The organism is Pseudoalteromonas sp. 31A1, assembly GCF_011378815.1.
In the GTDB taxonomy this organism is placed as follows: domain Bacteria; phylum Pseudomonadota; class Gammaproteobacteria; order Enterobacterales; family Alteromonadaceae; genus Pseudoalteromonas; species Pseudoalteromonas arctica.
The window spans coordinates 1-19,516 of the sequence record NZ_WTKY01000006.1; the positions used below are offsets into that span (position 1 = coordinate 1).

Annotated in this window: 14 protein-coding genes and 1 rRNA gene; 9 read left to right on the plus strand and 6 right to left on the minus strand. The window is 39.1% G+C overall.

Annotated features, from left to right (window positions below; translation table 11 throughout):
- The first annotated feature begins 170 nt into the window (after window positions 1-170).
- The 6 genes from rrf to GQR52_RS07945 all read left to right on the plus strand — a co-directional run bounded on the left by rrf (window position 171) and on the right by GQR52_RS07945 (window position 7,998).
- Window positions 171-285 (plus strand): 5S ribosomal RNA (gene rrf / locus GQR52_RS07920).
- A 486-nt stretch (window positions 286-771) separates the two neighbouring features.
- Entirely contained in the window at window positions 772-1,566 is a 795-nt protein-coding gene (locus GQR52_RS07925) for a VOC family protein (RefSeq protein ID WP_165728075.1), read from the plus strand.
- A gap of 86 nt (window positions 1,567-1,652) precedes the next feature.
- Window positions 1,653-2,015, plus strand: coding sequence for a hypothetical protein (locus tag GQR52_RS07930; protein ID WP_165728076.1), 363 nt, complete (start codon window positions 1,653-1,655; stop codon window positions 2,013-2,015).
- Window positions 2,012-4,345 carry a fatty acid cis/trans isomerase gene (locus tag GQR52_RS07935; RefSeq protein ID WP_165728077.1) on the plus strand — a complete coding sequence of 778 codons (2,334 nt, stop codon included), beginning with the start codon at window positions 2,012-2,014 and terminating at the stop codon, window positions 4,343-4,345. The genes GQR52_RS07930 and GQR52_RS07935 overlap by 4 nt, the downstream gene beginning before the upstream one ends.
- Window positions 4,346-4,468: 123 nt before the next feature.
- Complete coding sequence (locus tag GQR52_RS07940; protein WP_165728078.1) at window positions 4,469-6,196, plus strand: response regulator; 1,728 nt, start codon at window positions 4,469-4,471, stop codon at window positions 6,194-6,196.
- 392 nt (window positions 6,197-6,588) lie between these two features.
- Window positions 6,589-7,998, plus strand: a complete 1,410-nt coding sequence (locus GQR52_RS07945; RefSeq protein ID WP_165728079.1) for an ATP-binding cassette domain-containing protein — start codon at window positions 6,589-6,591, stop codon at window positions 7,996-7,998.
- A gap of 47 nt (window positions 7,999-8,045) precedes the next feature.
- Here the strand turns inward: GQR52_RS07945 and GQR52_RS07950 are convergent, their stop codons facing one another.
- The 6 genes from GQR52_RS07950 to GQR52_RS07975 form a co-directional block, all read right to left on the minus strand.
- Entirely contained in the window at window positions 8,046-8,924 is an 879-nt protein-coding gene (locus GQR52_RS07950; RefSeq protein WP_165728080.1) for a TraB/GumN family protein, read from the minus strand.
- A gap of 50 nt (window positions 8,925-8,974) precedes the next feature.
- A complete protein-coding gene (locus GQR52_RS07955) occupies window positions 8,975-10,411 on the minus strand; it encodes a HAMP domain-containing sensor histidine kinase (RefSeq protein WP_165728081.1) in 1,437 nt (478 codons plus the stop codon).
- Window positions 10,392-11,066 carry a response regulator transcription factor gene (locus tag GQR52_RS07960; RefSeq protein ID WP_165728082.1) on the minus strand — a complete coding sequence of 225 codons (675 nt, stop codon included), beginning with the start codon at window positions 11,064-11,066 and terminating at the stop codon, window positions 10,392-10,394. The genes GQR52_RS07955 and GQR52_RS07960 overlap by 20 nt, the downstream gene beginning before the upstream one ends.
- A gap of 63 nt (window positions 11,067-11,129) precedes the next feature.
- Window positions 11,130-13,079 (minus strand): LTA synthase family protein, encoded by a 1,950-nt coding sequence (locus tag GQR52_RS07965; RefSeq protein WP_165728083.1) that lies wholly within the window; start codon window positions 13,077-13,079, stop codon window positions 11,130-11,132.
- The gene (locus GQR52_RS07970) at window positions 13,070-13,441 is read right to left on the minus strand and encodes a diacylglycerol kinase (RefSeq protein ID WP_165728084.1); all 372 of its coding nucleotides are present in this window, start codon (window positions 13,439-13,441) and stop codon (window positions 13,070-13,072) included. The genes GQR52_RS07965 and GQR52_RS07970 overlap by 10 nt, the downstream gene beginning before the upstream one ends.
- A complete protein-coding gene (locus GQR52_RS07975) occupies window positions 13,438-15,108 on the minus strand; it encodes a phosphoethanolamine--lipid A transferase (RefSeq protein ID WP_165728085.1) in 1,671 nt (556 codons plus the stop codon). The genes GQR52_RS07970 and GQR52_RS07975 overlap by 4 nt, the downstream gene beginning before the upstream one ends.
- A 554-nt stretch (window positions 15,109-15,662) precedes the next feature.
- On the opposite strand from GQR52_RS07975, the gene ilvG reads away from it, so the two are divergent.
- From ilvG to ilvD, 3 genes are all read left to right on the plus strand, one after another.
- Window positions 15,663-17,312 carry an acetolactate synthase 2 catalytic subunit gene (gene ilvG, locus GQR52_RS07980; protein WP_165728086.1) on the plus strand — a complete coding sequence of 550 codons (1,650 nt, stop codon included), beginning with the start codon at window positions 15,663-15,665 and terminating at the stop codon, window positions 17,310-17,312.
- Window positions 17,309-17,554 (plus strand): acetolactate synthase 2 small subunit, encoded by a 246-nt coding sequence (ilvM, locus tag GQR52_RS07985; protein ID WP_165728087.1) that lies wholly within the window; start codon window positions 17,309-17,311, stop codon window positions 17,552-17,554. The genes ilvG and ilvM overlap by 4 nt, the downstream gene beginning before the upstream one ends.
- Before the next feature lie 103 nt (window positions 17,555-17,657).
- Window positions 17,658-19,514, plus strand: a complete 1,857-nt coding sequence (ilvD, locus tag GQR52_RS07990) for a dihydroxy-acid dehydratase (RefSeq protein ID WP_096794061.1) — start codon at window positions 17,658-17,660, stop codon at window positions 19,512-19,514.
- Window positions 19,515-19,516 lie beyond the last annotated feature (2 nt).

The following is a 19,516-nucleotide window of genomic DNA, read 5'->3' on the forward strand; positions in this document are numbered from 1 at the left end:
ACTAATTACCCGTGAGGCTTAACCATACAACGCCAAACGCGTTTTATGCGACAGTTTAGACAGAAGTTAATATGACTAAAGTAGATATTTACTGAAAGACTTAAAAAATATTATCAGATATTTTCCAAATTCAGTTAGTTTGTAGCGATACGAATTAACGCCCAAATTTGCTTGGTGACAATAGCGTTTTGGACCCACCTGATTCCATGCCGAACTCAGTAGTGAAACGAAACAGCGCCGATGATAGTGTAGCATTTGCTATGTGAAAGTAGGACATTACCAGGCTTCAAATTGTAGAAAGCCCGAATCTAACGATTCGGGCTTTTTTACGTCTGTAGAAAAGTGAAATGCGCGCAATTAACACACACTCACATCAACACCTAGCTCGTAGGGCGGGCGAGTGCAGCGACTCCCGACGCTGATATACTGCGTAGCGTACCGACTTTATATTGTAGAGCGTCTGAATCTAATGATTCGGGCTTTTTTACGTCTGCAAAAAAGTGATTTAGGGATTCCTCTAGAGCGAAGGACTTCTTAGTAAATCATTTATATCGATCAGCAATAATATTTAATCAATTTGAGGGATTAAATCTGACGCTAACTGCGTTAAAAATCTCATATATGAAACAACTGAATAACGAATTCTTGCCCTTCTTTTATCGACTCCGCTTAGTTATTGCTCTAATCTCAATTTATGATCTGTTCAATTATGTAGTTTATAAAATGTGACAGAGCTCGTTTAGATAAAAATAGAATAATAAGGGTTTAATAATGAGTGAAATTGATAATCATCCACATGGCATTTTTTGTTGGTCAGAACTTTGTACGCATAATTGGAAAGATGGTAAGGCGTTTTATACATCATTATTTGATTGGGGGTATGACGATCAACCTATTGGGGAGGACATATATTACACCATGCTACAAAAGCAAGGTGGTGATATAGCCGCTATGTATGAAATGCCTAAAGAGCAAATTAGTGAAGGGATCCCAAGTCATTGGTTGGCTTACATTGCCGTCGACAATGTTGATGATTGTGCGCTAAAAGCTAAAGAACTAGGTGCTGAAGTTATTGCCGGTCCTCATGATGTTATGAATGCAGGACGAATGTTGATGCTAAAAGATCCTGTAGGTGCCACTGTTGCACTATGGCAAGGCAATGAGCATAAAGGTTGTAAGTACTTAGGTGAATTAAACACGCCTTATTGGCATGAGTTAGCAACCAGAAATAGTAAAGTAAGTAGAGATTTTTACTGTGCTTTACTAGGCTGGGAAAGTGAAATAAAGCCAATGGAAGGTATGAACTACACTTTATTTTTGGTTGATGGACAGCCAATTGCCGGTATGCTTGAGATGACAAGCGACTGGCCTGAAGATATTCCTGCTCATTGGATGATTTATTTTGCAGTAGAGAGCTGCGATACGGCAGTAAATAAAGCCGCTAGCTTAGGTGGACAAGTATGTGTTCCTGCAACAGATATCCCCGATGTTGGTCGTTTTAGTGTTATATGCGATCCTCAAGGTGGTGTATTTTCGGTGATCGAATCTGTTATAGATGACGTTTAAACAGTTACATTAGCTTTAGCGTTAATTTACTCGCTAGTTTGTTATAATACTCGCCAATTAAATCGTCAGAAAGTGCAGAGAACGCAATGGAATTTGAACAAAATAGCAATTTAACCCTTCCTTTATTTCTATTAGATGAATCATTAAGTAATAGAGATTTAGAGCAGCCTGATTTTGAAATATCAATTGGACTTGATGATGAGTTACTTGCTCAAATTTGCCAAAATCCAAGTGAAGATAGCAGTGTAGCTATTACCGTTAGCGGTTATGAGTTGCTTATAACTGATTCTCTGTATTTAAGTATATTAGAGCAAGAGCATGATGCGCAGATAACATTAACGCATGGGCCTCTTTTAAGTATTGTTTTGAATACTGAAGGTCAAAAAACATTCGTTTCCCCTCAAATGGATATGATGCCTACCTTCGATTTAGGTGACGAGGACGAATGAAAAAAATAATAATAAGTACATTCGTATTAATTATCCTTAGTGGCTGTGCTTACTTAGGTAATGCACATTACGATGATTTATTTGGCCCTGAACAAGCGCAAGAACGTATCGTTCCACATTCTACCCTTGCTGGAGCTGATTTTTTACAAAACGTAAAACCAGTACTCGATACCCGCTGCGTCGTTTGCCATGGTTGTTACGATGCACCTTGCCAGCTTAAGCTCTCATCCCCTGAAGGTATTGATCGAGGTTTGAGTAAAGAGCTCGTTTACGATGGAACTCGTTTATTGGCAACGACCCCAAGCCGTTTATTGTTTGATGCAACCAATACACAGCAATGGCGAGAAAAAAACTTTACGCCAGTGCTAAATGAGCGCGTACAAAGTGAAGAAGCAAACTTAGCGGGAAGTGTTTTATTTAATAGTTTAGTGTTAAAGCAAAGCTATGAATTACCAACTAATGAAGTGCTAGATGATGAATTTGATTTTTCATTAGGGCGTTCGCAAACCTGTGCAACAATGGGGGAGTTTGACCGATTAGCTGACGAGCAACCTCATGGCGGTATGCCTTATGGTTTACCTGGGGTTTCGCGCGAAGAGTTTAATCATTTACAGAACTGGCTTAAAAATGGCGGTAAAATGTCACATATTGAGCCACCAAGTAAGTATGATCAGAATAAAATAAAGGGCTGGGAAGCATTTTTAAATCAAGATAACTTAAAGTATCAGTTATCAGCACGTTATATTTATGAACATTGGTTTTTAGCACATATTTATTTTACGTCAGAAAACCCACAAAGTTTTTTTAAACTAGTTCGCTCGAGTACGCCTCCTGGTGAAACAATAAAATTAATAAATACGCGTCGTCCATATGACGATCCTAAAGTTAGTCGTGTTTATTATCGCTTTATGCAAGAGCGTACAACAATACTTTCTAAAACGCATTTACCGCTTGAACTTAATGAAGCTAAGTTACTGCGCTTATACGAGCAGTTTATTGCACCAGATTATACAGTTACGCAAATGCCAAGTTATAAACCAGAATCGGCATCTAACCCATTTAAAACTTTTGAAGTTATTCCTATTAATTCAAAATACCAATTTATGCTAGATGAAGCTGAATTGATTATTATGGGCTTTATTAAAGGACCTGTTTGTCGTGGTCAAATTGCGTTAAATGTAATTAATGATAATTTTTGGGTGGCATTTGCTGATCCAAGTAAAGTTGCTACGCCTGCTGTAGGCGAAATGCTAATGCAGCATGAAGAAGCTTTAGAACTTCCTGCCGCTGAGGAAAGTAATGCATTACCTATTTCCAGCTGGGTTAAGTATTCAGTTCGTGAGAAAAAATATTTACAGGCAAAAGTTGAGCTTGCTAACGAAATGTTTAAAGGTGGTGAGCATCTTACAACCGACTTACTTTGGAAAGGTGATGGGCATAATAAAAATGCGGCACTAACTATCTTCCGCCACTTTGATAGTGCAACCGTTGTTAAAGGCTTTATCGGTCAAGAGCCTAAAACCACGTGGATACTTGATTATGCGTTATTTGAACGTATTCACTATTTGCTCGTGGCAGGCTTTGATGTGTATGGCAATATTGGCCATCAAATGGTTACACGGCTATACATGGATTTTTTACGTTTAGAAGGGGAGCAAAACTTTTTATCGTTACTTCCAGAAGAAAAGCGTAATCAAATTAAAAAGCAGTGGTATCGTAATTCACCACTAGACTTATCTAAATTCTTTAAAAATAATCGAGAGTTTAGTCAGCCAAGTGGTATCAATTATAAAACTGATGATCCACAGCATGAACTATATACCTTGATGAAAGAAGCCTTAGCGCCAGTTTTAAGTGAAAAATACAACTACACTGAAGTGGCAAAGCCGTTAAATGTAATAAGTGAAATGCCAGCAAAAGCGGTTAACTTATTACCTCAGCTTTCTTTTATACTTGTAAAGCAAGAAGATAATAGCCATAAGGGCTACACTATTATTCATCATAATGCGCACTACAATATATCTAGTTTATTAAACGAAGATGGCCAACGTGCTTATGATGAAGATACTGCGACTATTGTTCCTGGGTTTATCGGAGATTATCCAGCAGCTATTTGGTATTTAAATAACGAGCAGCAAGTAAATGCTTTTGCCGAGCAATTGCCTATGATGCAAATAGAAGCTGATTATGGTGCATTGAAATCTAAGTTTGGTATACGACGTACTCATCCACAGTTTTGGCAATACAGCGATATATTGCACGATACAGCTAAAAAATATCGTGGGATAGAATATGGAATGTTCGACTATAACCGTTTAGAAAATAGATAGTTAAATAGTTTTATTTTATTAGCCCAACTTTTTAGTTGGGCTTTTTTATTTAATAATCATTATTTAAGCTGCTTATTAGTTCTAAAAAATTGAGCTACACTTAAAACAAAAACAGGGCTTAGTATGTTTAAAGTTGTCGCGAATATCCGTACTCGTTACCGATGGGCATTAATAGCAATAGCACTATTAATAAGCACATCAGCATCACTTATGCAGTATTATTTTTCGGTGCAAAAATATGACGCAAAAATAATAAATATGGCTGGTAAGCAGAGAATGCTTTCTCAAAAAATAGCTTGGCATAGTAATGAGTTATTATTATCGGCAACAAATATTTCTGAGCATACTAAAGCGTTAAAGACATCAGTCGTATCATTCAAAAAAACTCATAATTACTTACTTTCAAAAAATGCTAATGGAGAGTATCAGTACCTTACACCTAAGCTTATTAAGCTATATACGTTAGCTCCTCATAAACTAGATTCCCAAGTTGCAACATATATCCAGCAAGCGGAAAATTTGCTTTATCAACAAGGCCAAGTAGATAAGCGTATATTCTCTGTAACTGAGGTTGAAGAGCTATTAAAGCAACTAGATCATGCAGTGAATTTATTTGAAGAGCAAGCTGTCCAAAAATTGAACTGGGTATCTAACCTTGAATTATTATTTTGGCTTATGGCGATGTTTTTACTACTTGTAGAGTTAAGGTTTGTATTTATGCCAATGGAAAAAGAAATAGGTAACGCATTGTCTAAATACCAAAAGCAAAAAGAGTTCGCTCAACAAGTGAGTCAAAATAAAGAGCATTTTATTGCCAGAGCAAGTCACGAATTTAGAACTCCTTTACAGGGTCTTATTACGTCTATTGAGGAGTTAAAGGTTTCTGATACGCAGCAAAGCGTTAAAACCCAAGCTAATTACTGTGCACTTAGGTTAATAGCCATATTAGATGAACTGCAGGACTTGCAAGCTTTAAGTACAGGTAAGTGGGTACCGCAATTTAAAAATGAAAACCTTCTAGAGTCGTGTAATAAAGTACTAATGGCTTACGAGCATGCTTGTCAGCAAAAAGGCCTAAAACTAGTTAGTTGTTTAGATGAATCATTAAATTGTGTATGTAAATTGGATCATCAACGTTTGCAGCATACGCTTACAGAATTAATCAGTAACGCTATTAAGTTTACGACAGAGGGTGAAATTACTGTCTCTGCAAAGCTTTTTAATAATGAACTTTGTGTCACTGTAAGTGATACTGGTTGTGGTTTTTCGAAAGAGATTACTGATCTTGAATTTGACTCATTTAAACAAACAAACCATTTTCAAGGATTAAGAACAGGTCTCACTCGGGTTCAGTATGTTGTAAAGGCGTTGCACGGTGAAATTACCTTCAAAAATAATGAAGCCCATGGGGCGCTGGTATCTTTGCACTTACCAATAATTGCCAGTAAAGCTCTCCCAAACCCTCGTAAAATAAATGACAAACTAAAGTGTTTAGTCGTTGAAGATAATCCATTAAATACTATATTACTGACCCGCATACTTAGCTTATTAGGTTTAAGCTATGATTGCGCTGAAAACGGCAAAGTCGCGTGCGATATGGTGAGTGAAAATCAATACGATATTGTTTTTATGGACTTAAATATGCCAGTAATGGATGGGTTTGAGGCGATTAAAAAAATACGCTCTGATCTTAATAAAGTAATGCCAATTATTGTTATAACAGCAAATACTTCACAAAATGATATAGAGCGAGTTTATGAATACGGAGCTAACCTCCATATTCATAAGCCAATAAGCCAGCAAGCAATTAAAGACGCATTAAATAGTATTAGCGTTGCTAGGGCGTGTTGATCTTTGGTAGTTGAATTTGCAGCAGACTGTTTGGTTTTTAGGCAAGGCAGAGCCTATGTAGTGTGGTTATTCCCCATAAATAGGCGATAACGCAGCATAAATACCAAACATGCGCTGCCCATTGGGTTCTTTCTAGGGACGATTAACTCTTTGTTGCCTACATGGATGTAGGTAAGGGGCGTGAGCAGGACGCGGAAGCTTTACTCGGTTTTTACTTAGCCCACTAGGTTACAAACCTCGCGCCGCGATTTAATCGCCCTTAGATTGAACAAATTTCAATCCACAAAGATCAACACGCCCTAGTGAAATAAATTAATTTTGCAGATAACAAGCTTGCTAAGCTCTTTTAATATGCGTTAACTTGCTGTTTTAAGGTTTATTAGGAAAAGTTAGTGCAGTCAATTACGCTTGAGCAATTTAATGGTTACTTACAAGGGCAAGGCAAAAGTCGTTACGACATATGCAACCTAGATTGGCAAGTGAATCTAGGAGAACATTGGCTGCTTCTAGGTGCTAATGGAGCCGGTAAATCTGCACTGACAGCTGCGTTAGTTGGTGAAGCTAAGTGCGAAAGTGGTAAGCGTATAAGTAGTATTAATAAGTTTATGCTCGTGTCTTCAGATTCGCATAAACAGTTACTAGCTCAAGAATTAGAGCATGAAAAGCATAGCCTCGTTAAAGACCTTATTTTTACAGGGCATAGTAATAATGATGAATTATTAGCGCAGCTAATAGAATTATTTAAATTTAGCTCATTACTAAATAGGCATTTTAGAGACCTTTCAACGGGTGAAACTCGTAAACTCCTACTTATTAAAGCACTCAGCTCCCATAGTGAGTTAGTCGTGCTTGACGAGCCATTTGATGGACTCGACGTACAATCTTGCCAGCAACTTAATAAAATACTCATAGAGCTTAGCCACACGATTACTTTTGTTTTTGTGCTAAACCGCTTAGACGAAATCCCTTCATTCATTACTCACTATGGTTATGTAAACCAAGGCTGCTTGTTACATACTTTAGCAAAGCCAAGTAGTGAGCAATTAAGTGACTTACTAAAACTACTTCATTTAGATCATACTTCATTGGATGTGCCATCTCCTGACGCCGAGCAAGAGCAAAAGGCATTCACTGGTAATACCTTAGTTAAATTGAGTAATGCTAAAGTTAGTTATAGTGACGTAAGCATATTCAAAAATCTCAATTGGACTATAAAAAAGCATCAGCATTGGCAGCTTAGTGGAGCGAACGGTTCAGGTAAAACATGCCTATTAAATTTAATAACAGGTGATAACCCACAGTGTTATAACAATGACATTGAAGTGTTCGGTTTTAAACGTGGGACAGGGGAGAGTATTTGGGATATAAAACAGCATATTGGTTTTATATCTAACGCGCTACATATGGATTATCGCGTAAGTATATCGGCTTTAAATACTGTTATATCTGGTTTTTATGACAGCATAGGTTTATATCAAAAGCCGAGCGACGCACAAGTTAATATTGCTCAACAGTGGCTGGCATTTATTGGTTTAAGTGATAAGCAAAATATCTCATTCACCCAGCTTTCGTACGGCGATCAACGTATGCTTTTAATTGTACGAGCTATGGTAAAGCATCCAACGTTACTTATTTTAGATGAACCTTGCTTAGGATTAGATGAAGCAAACAGGCAACGTGTACTGCTACTAATAGAGAAAATTTGTGCTGCTAATACAAGTACTGTGATTTATGTAAATCATCATGCGGCAGACAAAATTAAAGGAATAGAGAATTACTTAAAAATGGAAGACTTTAATTAAAAGCTCAGAGAAAGGTTGAGCGAAAATTCACTCAACCCATTTTTATTTTAAAGACGAGTAACGCTAAAGCCTTTATCTCGTAGCTGTTTAAGTAACCCGTGTTTTTCAGGTAAATGCAGAGCGCCTACGGCAATAAATAGTTGCTCGTTTGCTAAACGCGGTGTGAGTTGTTTAACCCAATTATTATTGCGGTTAGTTAGCATTACTTGCTCGCTAATTTCACCATAATTACTGTCATCAAAACTCATGTTGTAGTAATCGGTTAGTGTATCCATATCCCCGTTTTTCCAGGCATTAACTAATTTGATAAAGTAAGTATTAATATCGCTGAGTTGCTCAAAGGTTTCTTCAATCATTTCATTGCTTAATAGCGCCATGCCATCAAACATTTGCAGTTGTTGCTCTAGAGTTTCAAGCTCACCAATTTTTATTTTATGTTCTTTAGCGTAAGCAAGTACTTGCTTGTCTATGCCGGTTTTATCTGAATATCCTGCATTTTGAAATTCAATTTGCATCATAGTCACCATAACAGCCCAAGGCTTTAAGCCATTAAACATAGCAATATCAATCGACTTTTTAGCAAAGTAATTTTTTAGCTTGGTATAATTTTGCTTTGAAAGCTCAGTTTGTAATGTTTTACCGTCACTTAGCATCATAAATGGCATTGAGCGCTGTTGCATTTCAAGTGGTGTAAGTTTGCTTATATCAACTTCAACAATGACTTCTTTGCTTGCGCTAATTGCATCGGTTACATTTTTAGGTAAGCCTTTCATGCTGGCATCACCAACGTGTACAGTGCCAAATAAGTAAGAGCTGACGCCATTTTTTTCTATTTTATATAAGGCGGGGGCTGCATAGCTGTTAAGGCTAAATGTTATAAGTAATGCCACAATAAAAAAGTGGCTAATACGGGTAAGAGCATTCATGGTTTGTCCTTAAAATCTCGAAGGTTAGTAGTGTAAATACTAACCTAAATTTACTTCAGAGGTAACGTTAATATAAACGTTAACGTATTGCTTTCGGTATTACTGGCCGTGATAGTAAAGCCATTTAAGTTACATAAGCTCTGTACAATTGATAATCCTAAACCATGGCGCTGATTATTAGTTCTAGATGAATCTAGCTGATAGAGCGGGTCAAAAATAGCAGTGAGCTGTTCACTACTTAGTGGTTTATTTACTTTGTTACTAACAGAGATGGTCATGTTTGTGCTGTTATTTACGGCAGTTAATTTAATTGGTGCCTCAGGGAGTCCATAAAATAGTGCGTTATCGATTAAGTTACACAAAATGGTATTTAAACTAAATTCGTCAGCATTAAGCGTAATCTTGTCAGTTATCTCGTTATTTAAACGCGTTTTAATAGTTGGGTGCTTAAAGGTCAGCTCATCAACAATTTGATTTACTAGGTTATTTAGAATGATATTTTGTGCATTTAATTGCATTGCACTGCTACTTGAGCGCTGCAACAGTAATAGGTTGCTAACAATCGTTTTCATACGCTGTGAAATATTAAGCACATCACTGGTATAGGTGTCGCTAATGCGTTTATCGTCAGGGTAGCGAATAGCCACCTCTGAGAGGCTTATTAGTTCAGCTATTGGGGTTTTAAGCTCGTGTGCAATGTCGCTTGTTAGGCGTTTTTCATTACTATAGAGTTGCTGATTAACGGTAATAAACTTATTTAGTTCATTACGTATAGGTTCTATTTCTTCTACTTTAAAGTCGCTTTCTATTGTTTGCGCAACACCGGTAATATCGAGTAACTTAATTTGATCGTTTAAATTGTGTAGCGGGTGCAGGCCTTTATTTACAATACGTGTCACTAAATAGCGCACACCAAACACACCAAGTACACAGGTTAAAATAAAGACCACATCAATAATAATCAGTACTTTATTAAGTTCGGAGGTGGGCGCTGCAATCGCAAGAGTCATGGTATTAAAAACAGCAGAGTGGGTGGGGTTTCTATCGTCTTTTTGGGCTACAAAGTGACTTATAAGTGCGCGGCCATCACGCCCGTTAGGAAGCTCGTAATCTATAATTTTAGATTCGTTTATCGGCATTTCTAAAAAAGGCAGGTTAGCATTTTCATAAAGCGCTAATGAGTCCGAGCGCTCAAACACATCACGGCCATGCCATAATTGGTAAAACTCCGTGGCATCGGCTGCTTCATACTCCGACATAAACTCACCAGCAAAATCAAATTCAACCACGTTGTTGTCATCTTCAACTAAGGTTTTTAAGTAGTTAGCTTTGTTAGTTAAAGACTGATTGAACTGATCTTCCACCCAAGTATCCACACTTAAATCAACGGTTAAAAATATGGTGAATAAAATCACCGAAAGTACCGCGCTAATATTATTAACCAGTTTACGTTTTATTGAGTGACTTTTATTTTGTTGTTGCGACATAACCAAATCCACGTTTGTTTTTTATAGGGAGCTCGCCATCAAACTGTCTTACTTTTTTTCGTATAGTAGATATGTGTGCTTCAAGCGCATTTTTAGAGAGCATATCGAACTGACCTACTACTGCTTCACTTATAAACTCTAGTCCTAACACCCGCTCAGGAGTATTAAATAAGCATTCTATTATTTTATATTCATTACGCGTGAGCTCAATGGCATGTTGCTTGTAATGAAGCGTTTTAAGCGAGAGATCTAATACGCAGTCGCCTACGGTCAGTGTATTTTGTTGGTTTTGCAGTGAACCACGGCGAAGCAATGCAAGGACTCGAGCATGGAGTTCTTCAAACGAAAATGGCTTAGTTAAATAGTCGTCAGCGCCTTTCATAAGGCCGTTAATTTTATCTTGAGGTTCACTTCGTGCAGATAAAATAAGCACACGGCTTTGGCTATTACTGCTACGTAGTGCTTGTAAAATACTCATGCCATCAACACTCGGCAGCATTAAATCAAGTACCAGGAGGTCGTAGTTTCCAGTCAGTGCCATGCTTAAACCTTCTGAGCCATCACCGGTTTCATCTACGGTAAAGCCAAGGTTGCTAAGGCCAACTTGCAAGCTGCGTCTTAGTGCTTCGGAGTCTTCAATAACGAGGATTTTCATGTTTACTCGGTTTATAAAAATAGCCTTGTTACTTTAACAAGGCTTTATTATCAAGTCACTTGGTTAATGATACCAACCGTTTGTATAAGCTAAGTTACCTAAGTTCGCGTGGGCGAGAGCTTTTTTAATCAGTTGCTCATCGTTTTCACATGGTACAAGCTGATTATTACTATACGTATAGGTGGTTGCTGGTTTTTGTGGTTGCAACACCACCACTTTATTACCGTGCATATAGGCAAAGTTTTTGTCGTATTGCATCATTGCGCGTTGTTTATTGTTGCTAATTGGCTTTGATAAATCATGGCCTATCATAGGGTGCTTGCCACTTGCACCAATTAAAGACAGTAAAGTCACGGGAATATCGAGTTGGCTGGCTAGCTGGTCATCGCGTTTATGGGGAATGCCTTTACCAAAAATAACGGCCGGGATTTTAAAGTGATCAACAGGAACTAAGCTCGAGCCCGATACGCGTGAATCGTGATCTGCAATAACTATAAATACAGTGTCGTCCCAGTAGCTCGATTTTTTAGCTTTTTCGATAAACTTACCTAGTGCGTAATCGGCATACTTTGCAGCATTATTTCGGGTTTGCTTTTGCTTGTCGTACAGCGTTATTTTATCGTCTGGAAAGTCATATGGGCTGTGATTAGAGCTTGAAAATATAAGGCTAAAAAATGGTTTATTCTGTTGTTTAAGTTTAGTGAGTTCGAGATCTGCTTGGTCGTATAAGTCTTCGTCTGATGCGCCCCACGAGCCATTAAAATCTATTTTATTAAAGTTATTAGTATCTACGATACTTTTAAAACCGTTGCCTAAAAAGAAGCTGCGCATGTTATCAAAGTGGCTTTCGCCACCATAAATAAATTGTGTGTTGTAATTTTTCTTCGCTAAAAAGTCAGCAATAGTAAAAAAGTCACGTTGTGATTTATCAAGCTTAACAACCGCACGCGATGGTGTGGGTGTAAATCCTGTAATTACAGCCTCAATTCCACGTACCGAGCGTGTGCCTGTTGCATATAAATTATCAAATCCCCAGCCTTGTTTATAAAGGGCGTCGATATTAGGTGTAAGCGGTAAACCGCCCAGTGTGCCTACGTAACGAGCGCCTAAACTTTCTTGTAAAATAATGACTAGGTTTTTTGGCTTACCTGTATTGCTTGCTTCATGGAACGTATTTGTTGGGGCAGCTGAGTCGCTAAATTTGGCCTGCGTATTTTGCATGTTACTGCGTACAATACTAAGCAATTCATCGGTAGGCATTTTGCCATAATACTCTTGGCTTGATTGCTCGTTAGAGAGTTGTTTTACCGCAAACGCGACGCTATAAAGTGAGTTAAGGGTTAAATCGTTAAGTAAGTGATCAGTAGAGAACGAGACCATAGCGGGGTTTAGCGGCCTGTGCCCTAATGAATTACGCGCGCCTAAAATAGTTAAGCACACTAAAACAAGCGCTAAAATTGATTGGTTTAGTCTCGTTAGTGATGACTTGCTTTGCCATTGATTGCTAAATACTTTACTTGCAAATTTACAGCTTAAAATAAGTGCTATAAAAGCAATAAGTACCTCTAACTTATAGCCCGAAAAAATCATTTTTGAGACTTCTTTAGGGTAAATTAAATACTCTATAAATAAGCGGTTAGGGCGTAAATCGTATTCGTTTATAAATGTAGGTGTAATCACTTCAAAAAAAACAAGTAAAGCCGACATAGCCACTAAGTAAATTTTAATTAGGCCGCGTACTTTATTTTGCCACCCTATGCTTTGCATAACTAAAGTCAGTAGTAATGCGGGCATAATAATGTAGCTTAAAGTGGCTATATCTACCCTTAAACCACCTATAAATATAGACAACCACGCATGCGATCCAAATACACGCTCACCTTGCCAAACACTCAAACCAAAGCGGGCAAGTGTTAAAAAACTCAGTGCCAAAATAGTAAATACAACAAAAATCCAAACAGGACCAAGTGCTTGCTTGATTGTAAAATTATTACTTTTAAGTGTTAAGCCCATAATACAGCCCACCAAATAAGAGCAGTAATTAGCATGGCTATAAACACACTGGCTGAGGCAATATCTTTAGCAAGACCCGAAAGCTCATGGTATTCGCTGCCAATCCTATCAACTACAACCTCAACGGCTGTATTTACCAGTTCAGCAAACAATACAAAAAGCAGGCTGGCTATAAGCAGTAATTTATCCCTTAGTGCAATTTCTTGTAGCCACACAAACACACCGAGTAACGAAAACAGTGCTAACTCTTGTTGAAACGCCGCTTCAAATCGACTCATCCATTTTAAGCCGTTAAAAGAATGGCTTAAGGTAAAAATAAGGCGCATTAAGCCTTGGCGTTTTATAACGGTTTTATTGCTCATAATTGTATTTCGCTTGGTGTTGTTTGGCAGCTAGCAAGTAAATCAAGCGATGCCTGATATGTTTTGCTCTTAATGCCAATTAAATTTAGAAGGGTGTGAAAAATATTGTTGTGTGAGCGCGCAGCGCGGGTGTCTAAATTAGCTAAACAGGTATTAGTAATGCGCTGGTTATGCTCATCAGCCCACATATAAAGGGGGACATGTGTTTGTGTACTTGGGGCAAAGCTATACGGAAAACCATGCAAATAAGCACCGGCTTCGCCAAGTGATTCACCATGGTCAGAGACATATAAAAACTGCTTATCTATGTTGTTTGGCAGTGCTTTTAATTGCTCAATTACTTGGGCGTTAACAAAGTCGCTGTACGCAATTGTGTTGTCGTAGGTATTAACTAATTCATCGAGTGAGCAGTTTTGAATGTCGCTTCTATCGCACGTAGGCGTAAATTGCTTAAACTTATCTGGGTAGCGTTTAAAGTAAGTTGGCCCGTGTGAGCCCATCATATGTAGGACAAGAACGGTGTTAGCTTGGCTTAAATTAGCGAGTTTGCGTTTAAGTGGAGCAAGGAGTGCTTCATCAAAACAATATTTCCCATCGCAAAGCGCTGATGGGGTGGTTGGGATATCAATGTTAACAACACGAGGGCATACGTTTTTACAGCCGCTGTTATTATCAACCCACAATACATCGCTGCCAGCTTGTTGTGCTAAGTCAATCAGGTTTTGTTGGTTGTCGGCTGCTAATCGATCAAAGTTATCTTGTGTTTGCAGTGAAAACATACACGGCACAGACACAGCAGTAGCGGTGCCACAAGACGCCACATTATTAAAATACGTCACATTGTACTTTTGTGTGTAAGAATTTGTGTTGCGCTTATAACCTTGATAAGCAAAGTTTTCTGCTCGTGCGGTTTCGCCAACAACCATAACGGTTACGCTGGTGGTGTTAGGCGCAATAAGAGTGGGTGTTGCATCTATATTTTTAAATTCTATATTGGTATACAGCAGCTGATCGCGCATATATTTATAACCGCTAGAGAGGTATTGAAACGGAATAATTTCTTTTTTCAAAATGCGGTTATTACGGCCAGTAGCTGCATAGTCGGCGTAAAAGTTTACGACCACTAAAGCAATTAGTGAGCAGCACGCTACAATAAGTTTTATACGACTAATCGCTTCTTGATGGGGGCGAGTAAAGTGTATTTTTACTTTGCTTAATATAAAAACAGGTAGCGCACAAAATAGCAGTAAAAAGCCTATGAGCTGTGGATTTAAATAGCTCAGCGCTTCGCTTGAATCCGTTTCGAATGTGTTTTGAATCATTGAATAGTCAAACACGACGCCGTAATTTAATGAGCCGTAAAGCACGGCACTCGAAATTATCAGTAAAAGGTAATTAAGTGGCTTTAGTAACCACCTAACCGACACTATCGAAAAGAAAATAATTAAAAGGCATAGCAAAAGCAGAGGCACTGAAAGTAAAAACAGCCATGAAAAAGAAGCAAGGGAGGTGATGGCACTAAACGAACCTTGAATAAAAGGAATGTTTATAACTAAGCAGTAATAACAGGCAATCATCACTACAAAGGCGTTTGCACTACAGTGAATGTAAAACCGTTTACTACGATTTGGCTTTTTTTGTGTTGGTGTTTGGCTAGTTACGTTCATATTTAGGCTCGTTTAAAATAACAACGCCATGCTATGTAACAACACTTAAGAGTCGCTTAAGAGAACCTACGCATTACCTGAAGGTGATAAATAATTTTATTTATCAAAATATTCTTAAAAATTAATCAAACCTTAAATAAGGTATATAAGAATAGTGAATTTCTGAGAATAAAATTAGAGCATAAAAAAACCACTACCAGCTTGTATAATGAATTTTAAAACCTGATAAATTGCCTTTTAGTCTTTTTGTTAGATTAACTTTGGTGTTGACTTAAAGGGCCTAGCGCGGTACTAATATAAAAAGAGAGCGAAGGAATAACCTTCGCGATAATTGAACAAAATTTGGTATTAATTACATGCTTACAAATGCACTTAACCTAGTCCTGATTATTATCGTGGTGATTATTCCCGCGAGGGCTTCGTAGTGCTTTAAAAACTTAAGCATTAAAAAAGCCCTCCGCACCTAACCGTTCGGAGGGCTTTTTAGTTTTAAGCCTAAAGTTTTAAGCGTAAAAATGTAATTGGGTTGTCACTGAGGAATGAGGGTTTTATTAATGACAGGCGCAGAACTAACAATCGACTTATTGGCCAAACACGGCGTAAATGAAGTATTTGGCTACCCAGGCGGAGCTATTATGCCAATTTACGATGCGCTGTATGGCGCGCCAGTCAAACACTACCTTACTCGTCATGAGCAAGGTGCAGGGTTTGCAGCTGTTGGTTATGCTCGCAGCACGCGTAAATTAGGTGTGTGTTTTGCAACATCGGGCCCTGGCGCAACTAACTTAATCACTGCCCTTGCTGATGCGATGATGGACTCAGTGCCATTATTGGCGATCACCGGCCAAGTGCCTACTGCAGCCATTGGTTCAGATGCATTTCAAGAAATAGATGTACTAGGTATGTCGCTTTCGTGTACTAAGCACAGCTACATGGTTGAACGAGCTGAAGACTTAGCAGAGATACTACAAGAAGCAATTCATTTAGCGCAAAGTGGCCGACCGGGTCCTGTACTTGTCGATATCCCAAAAGATATTCAAATGGCGCAAGTACCTTTTAAACCTTGGCTTGCAGCTGATGAATACTTACCACAATTAGATTTAAATCAAGTTGCTATTGCTAATCAATTACTTAGTGAAGCAAAACAGCCTGTAGCGTACGTAGGCGGTGGTGTACAAGCCGCTGATGCGCAAGACGAGCTAATGCAGTTTTTAAATAAAACGCAAATGCCGGCTGTATCAACACTTAAAGCATTGGGCAGTGTACTACCAGATTACGAACACTACTTAGGTATGCTAGGTATGCATGGTACTCAAGCGGCTAATATTGCTGTGCAAGAATGTGATGTGCTTGTATGTATAGGGGCGCGCTTTGATGACCGCGTAACGGGTAACTTAGCTAAATTTGCAGCTAAAGCCAAAGTAATCCATTTAGATATAGATGCCGCTGAAGTCGGTAAGCGAAAACCTGCTAAAGCCTCATTAATTGCTGATTTAAAAACCTCTTTACCAGCGCTTGAGTGCTTTGTAACACCAAAAGCCTGGTGTGACACAAATAAAGAAATGAATATTAAGCACGCGTGGCGTTACGACTACCCAGGTGAGAAGGTTTATGCACCTTATTTACTTAGTCAGCTTAGTGAGCGTATGCCAAAAACTGGCGTTGTGTGCTGTGATGTTGGCCAGCACCAAATGTGGGTCGCGCAGCATATGAAATTTAGCCATCCGAGTAATCATTTAAGTAGTGGTGGCGCAGGCACAATGGGCTTTGGTTTACCGGCTGCTATTGGCGCACAAGTAGCACGCCCAGATGACTTTGTAATTACCGTGTCGGGTGATGGCTCAATCATGATGAATATTCAAGAGCTTGCCACTATTCGCCGTAACAATTTACCAGTAAAAATACTAATATTAGATAACCAGCGTTTAGGTATGGTTCGCCAATGGCAAGAGCTGTTTTTTGAAGGGCGCTACTCTGAAACTAACCTTTCAGATAACCCTGACTTTGTTCAACTAGCTGCAGTGTTTGGTATTCCTGGGCAAACAATTACCCACGCTAACCAAGTTGATGATGCTATTACAGCATTAGTTAACAGCAAAGGTCCGTACATAGTACATGCCTGTATTGATGATAAAGAAAATGTTTGGCCACTTGTACCACCTGGGGCTGCTAACGACGAAATGATGACGGAGAAAGCAAAATGAAACATAGCCTAACTATTGCATTAAAAAGCCAAAGTATAGCGGTAGAGCGCTTTTTACGAGTGGTGCGTCATCGTGGTTTTAACCTAACGCATTTTCAGCTCAATATAGATGATGGTTTATACAACGTAGCCATGACGGTAGATAGTGATAAACCTATTCACCTATTAACCAGTCAGCTAAATAAACTGGTTGATGTTAAAGAAGTCACTTTACAAAACTTACAGCACCAACAGGCTGTGTAATTACGAATTAAAAAATAATTTACGAGTAACTGAATCACTCGGTTATTCACCAATTTTAGAATGAGGAATGCCCGCTTATATTGCGGCAAACACTGAGGTAACTATGGCTAAATTAAGAAGTGCAACAACAACTGAAGGACGTAAACGCGCAGGCGCAAGAGCATTATGGCGCGCAACAGGTATGACAGACTCTGATTTTGGTAAACCGATTATTGCCGTAGTTAACTCGTTTACACAATTTGTACCAGGGCATGTACACCTTAATCAGCTTAGTGAGCTTATGGGTGAGACAATTACGCAGGCTGGTGGCGTTCCTAAAGAATTTAATACCATTGCGATTGATGATGGGATTGCAATGGGTCACGGCGGCATGCTTTATTCATTGCCTTCGCGCGATTTAATTGCTGACTCGGTTGAGTACATGGTAAATGGCCATTGTGCTGACGCGATGATCTGTATTTCAAACTGCGACAAAATCACCCCAGGGATGATGCTTGCAGCGTTACGCTTAAACATCCCGGTGATATTTGTATCGGGCGGTCCAATGGAGGCGGGTAAAACTAAACTTGCTAACATCGACATTAAACTTGATTTAGTTGATGCCATGGTTAAAGGTGCAGATGAATCGGTAAGTGATGCAGATTCAGAGCAAGTAGAGCGTTCTGCGTGTCCTACATGTGGTTCGTGCTCAGGTATGTTTACTGCAAACTCAATGAACTGTTTACTAGAGGCAATAGGCTTAGCACTTCCGGGTAACGGTACCACGCTTGCCACTCATAAAGACCGTAAACAACTGTATGTTGAAGCAGGGGCTCGTATTGTTGATTTATGTCGTGAGTATTATCAAAAAGATAATCAAGATGTATTACCACGCGCTATTGCTAACAAAACAGCCTTTATGAATGCAATGGTTGTTGATATTGCAATGGGCGGCTCGTCAAATACCGTATTACATTTACTTGCTGCAGCGCAAGAAGCGGGCGTTGATTTTGATATGTCGCACATTGATGCGCTTTCTCGTAAAACACCATTTTTATGTAAAGTGGCGCCGGCAACACCAGAGTACCATATTGAAGATGTACACCGTGCTGGTGGCATGATGGCAGTTGTACGTGAGCTTGGTAAAGCGGGCTTAGTTGATATGTCGGTTAATCACGTAGCTGGATCAACAATGGCTGAGCTTGTTAAAAAATGGGATGCAACAGATCCGACTAACGAAGCAGCGCGCAAATTTTATCGTGCGGGTCCTGCGGGCATTCGTACTACTAAAGCAATGAGCCAAGAGTGTCGTTGGGATGAAGGCGATAATGACCGTGTGAATGGGTGTATTCGAAGCGTTGAACATGCTTTTCGCCAAGACGGTGGCTTAGCAGTTCTTTCGGGTAATCTGGCAGTTGATGGTTGTGTTGTAAAAAGTGCTGGCGTAGTTGATGAAATGCTACATTTTGAAGGCACCGCAGTGGTGTACGAATCACAAGATGATTCAGTAGAAGGGATTTTAAATAACGAAGTAAAAGCCGGCGATGTTGTTGTTATTCGTTATGAAGGGCCAAAAGGCGGCCCAGGTATGCAAGAAATGCTATATCCAACTAGCTACCTAAAATCAAAAGGCTTAGCTGAAAAATGTGCCCTTATTACTGATGGTCGCTTTTCGGGTGGTACTTCGGGTTTATCAATTGGCCACGTGTCGCCAGAGGCGGCGAGTGGTGGTGCAATCGCTTATGTTGAAAATGGCGACAAAATCATTATTGATATCGCAACACGTGAAATCACATTAGCGCTAAGCGATGAAGAACTTGAGGCACGTAAACAAAAGCAATTAGCACGCGGAAAAATGGCGTACAAGCCAGTTGATCGTGAACGTTATGTGTCGTCTGCTTTAAAGGCTTATGCATTACTTGCAACCAGTGCAGATAAAGGCGCTGTGCGCGACTTAGCTAAATTGGAGGCGCTTAGTTAATT

Bases quoted from the DNA above. Each gene is read 5' to 3' on its own strand.
- GQR52_RS07955 (WP_165728081.1), bottom strand. From the start codon at position 10,411: ATGTCGCAACAACAAAATAAAAGTCACTCAATAAAACGTAAACTGGTT.
- GQR52_RS07935 (WP_165728077.1), top strand. From the start codon at position 2,012: ATGAAAAAAATAATAATAAGTACATTCGTATTAATTATCCTTAGTGGC.
- GQR52_RS07940 (WP_165728078.1), top strand. From the start codon at position 4,469: ATGTTTAAAGTTGTCGCGAATATCCGTACTCGTTACCGATGGGCATTA.
- GQR52_RS07960 (WP_165728082.1), bottom strand. From the start codon at position 11,066: ATGAAAATCCTCGTTATTGAAGACTCCGAAGCACTAAGACGCAGCTTG.
- ilvG (WP_165728086.1), top strand. From the start codon at position 15,663: ATGACAGGCGCAGAACTAACAATCGACTTATTGGCCAAACACGGCGTA.
- GQR52_RS07970 (WP_165728084.1), bottom strand. From the start codon at position 13,441: ATGAGCAATAAAACCGTTATAAAACGCCAAGGCTTAATGCGCCTTATT.
- ilvM (WP_165728087.1), top strand. From the start codon at position 17,309: ATGAAACATAGCCTAACTATTGCATTAAAAAGCCAAAGTATAGCGGTA.
- GQR52_RS07975 (WP_165728085.1), bottom strand. From the start codon at position 15,108: ATGAACGTAACTAGCCAAACACCAACACAAAAAAAGCCAAATCGTAGT.
- GQR52_RS07930 (WP_165728076.1), top strand. From the start codon at position 1,653: ATGGAATTTGAACAAAATAGCAATTTAACCCTTCCTTTATTTCTATTA.
- GQR52_RS07925 (WP_165728075.1), top strand. From the start codon at position 772: ATGAGTGAAATTGATAATCATCCACATGGCATTTTTTGTTGGTCAGAA.
- ilvD (WP_096794061.1), top strand. From the start codon at position 17,658: ATGGCTAAATTAAGAAGTGCAACAACAACTGAAGGACGTAAACGCGCA.
- GQR52_RS07950 (WP_165728080.1), bottom strand. From the start codon at position 8,924: ATGAATGCTCTTACCCGTATTAGCCACTTTTTTATTGTGGCATTACTT.
- GQR52_RS07965 (WP_165728083.1), bottom strand. From the start codon at position 13,079: ATGGGCTTAACACTTAAAAGTAATAATTTTACAATCAAGCAAGCACTT.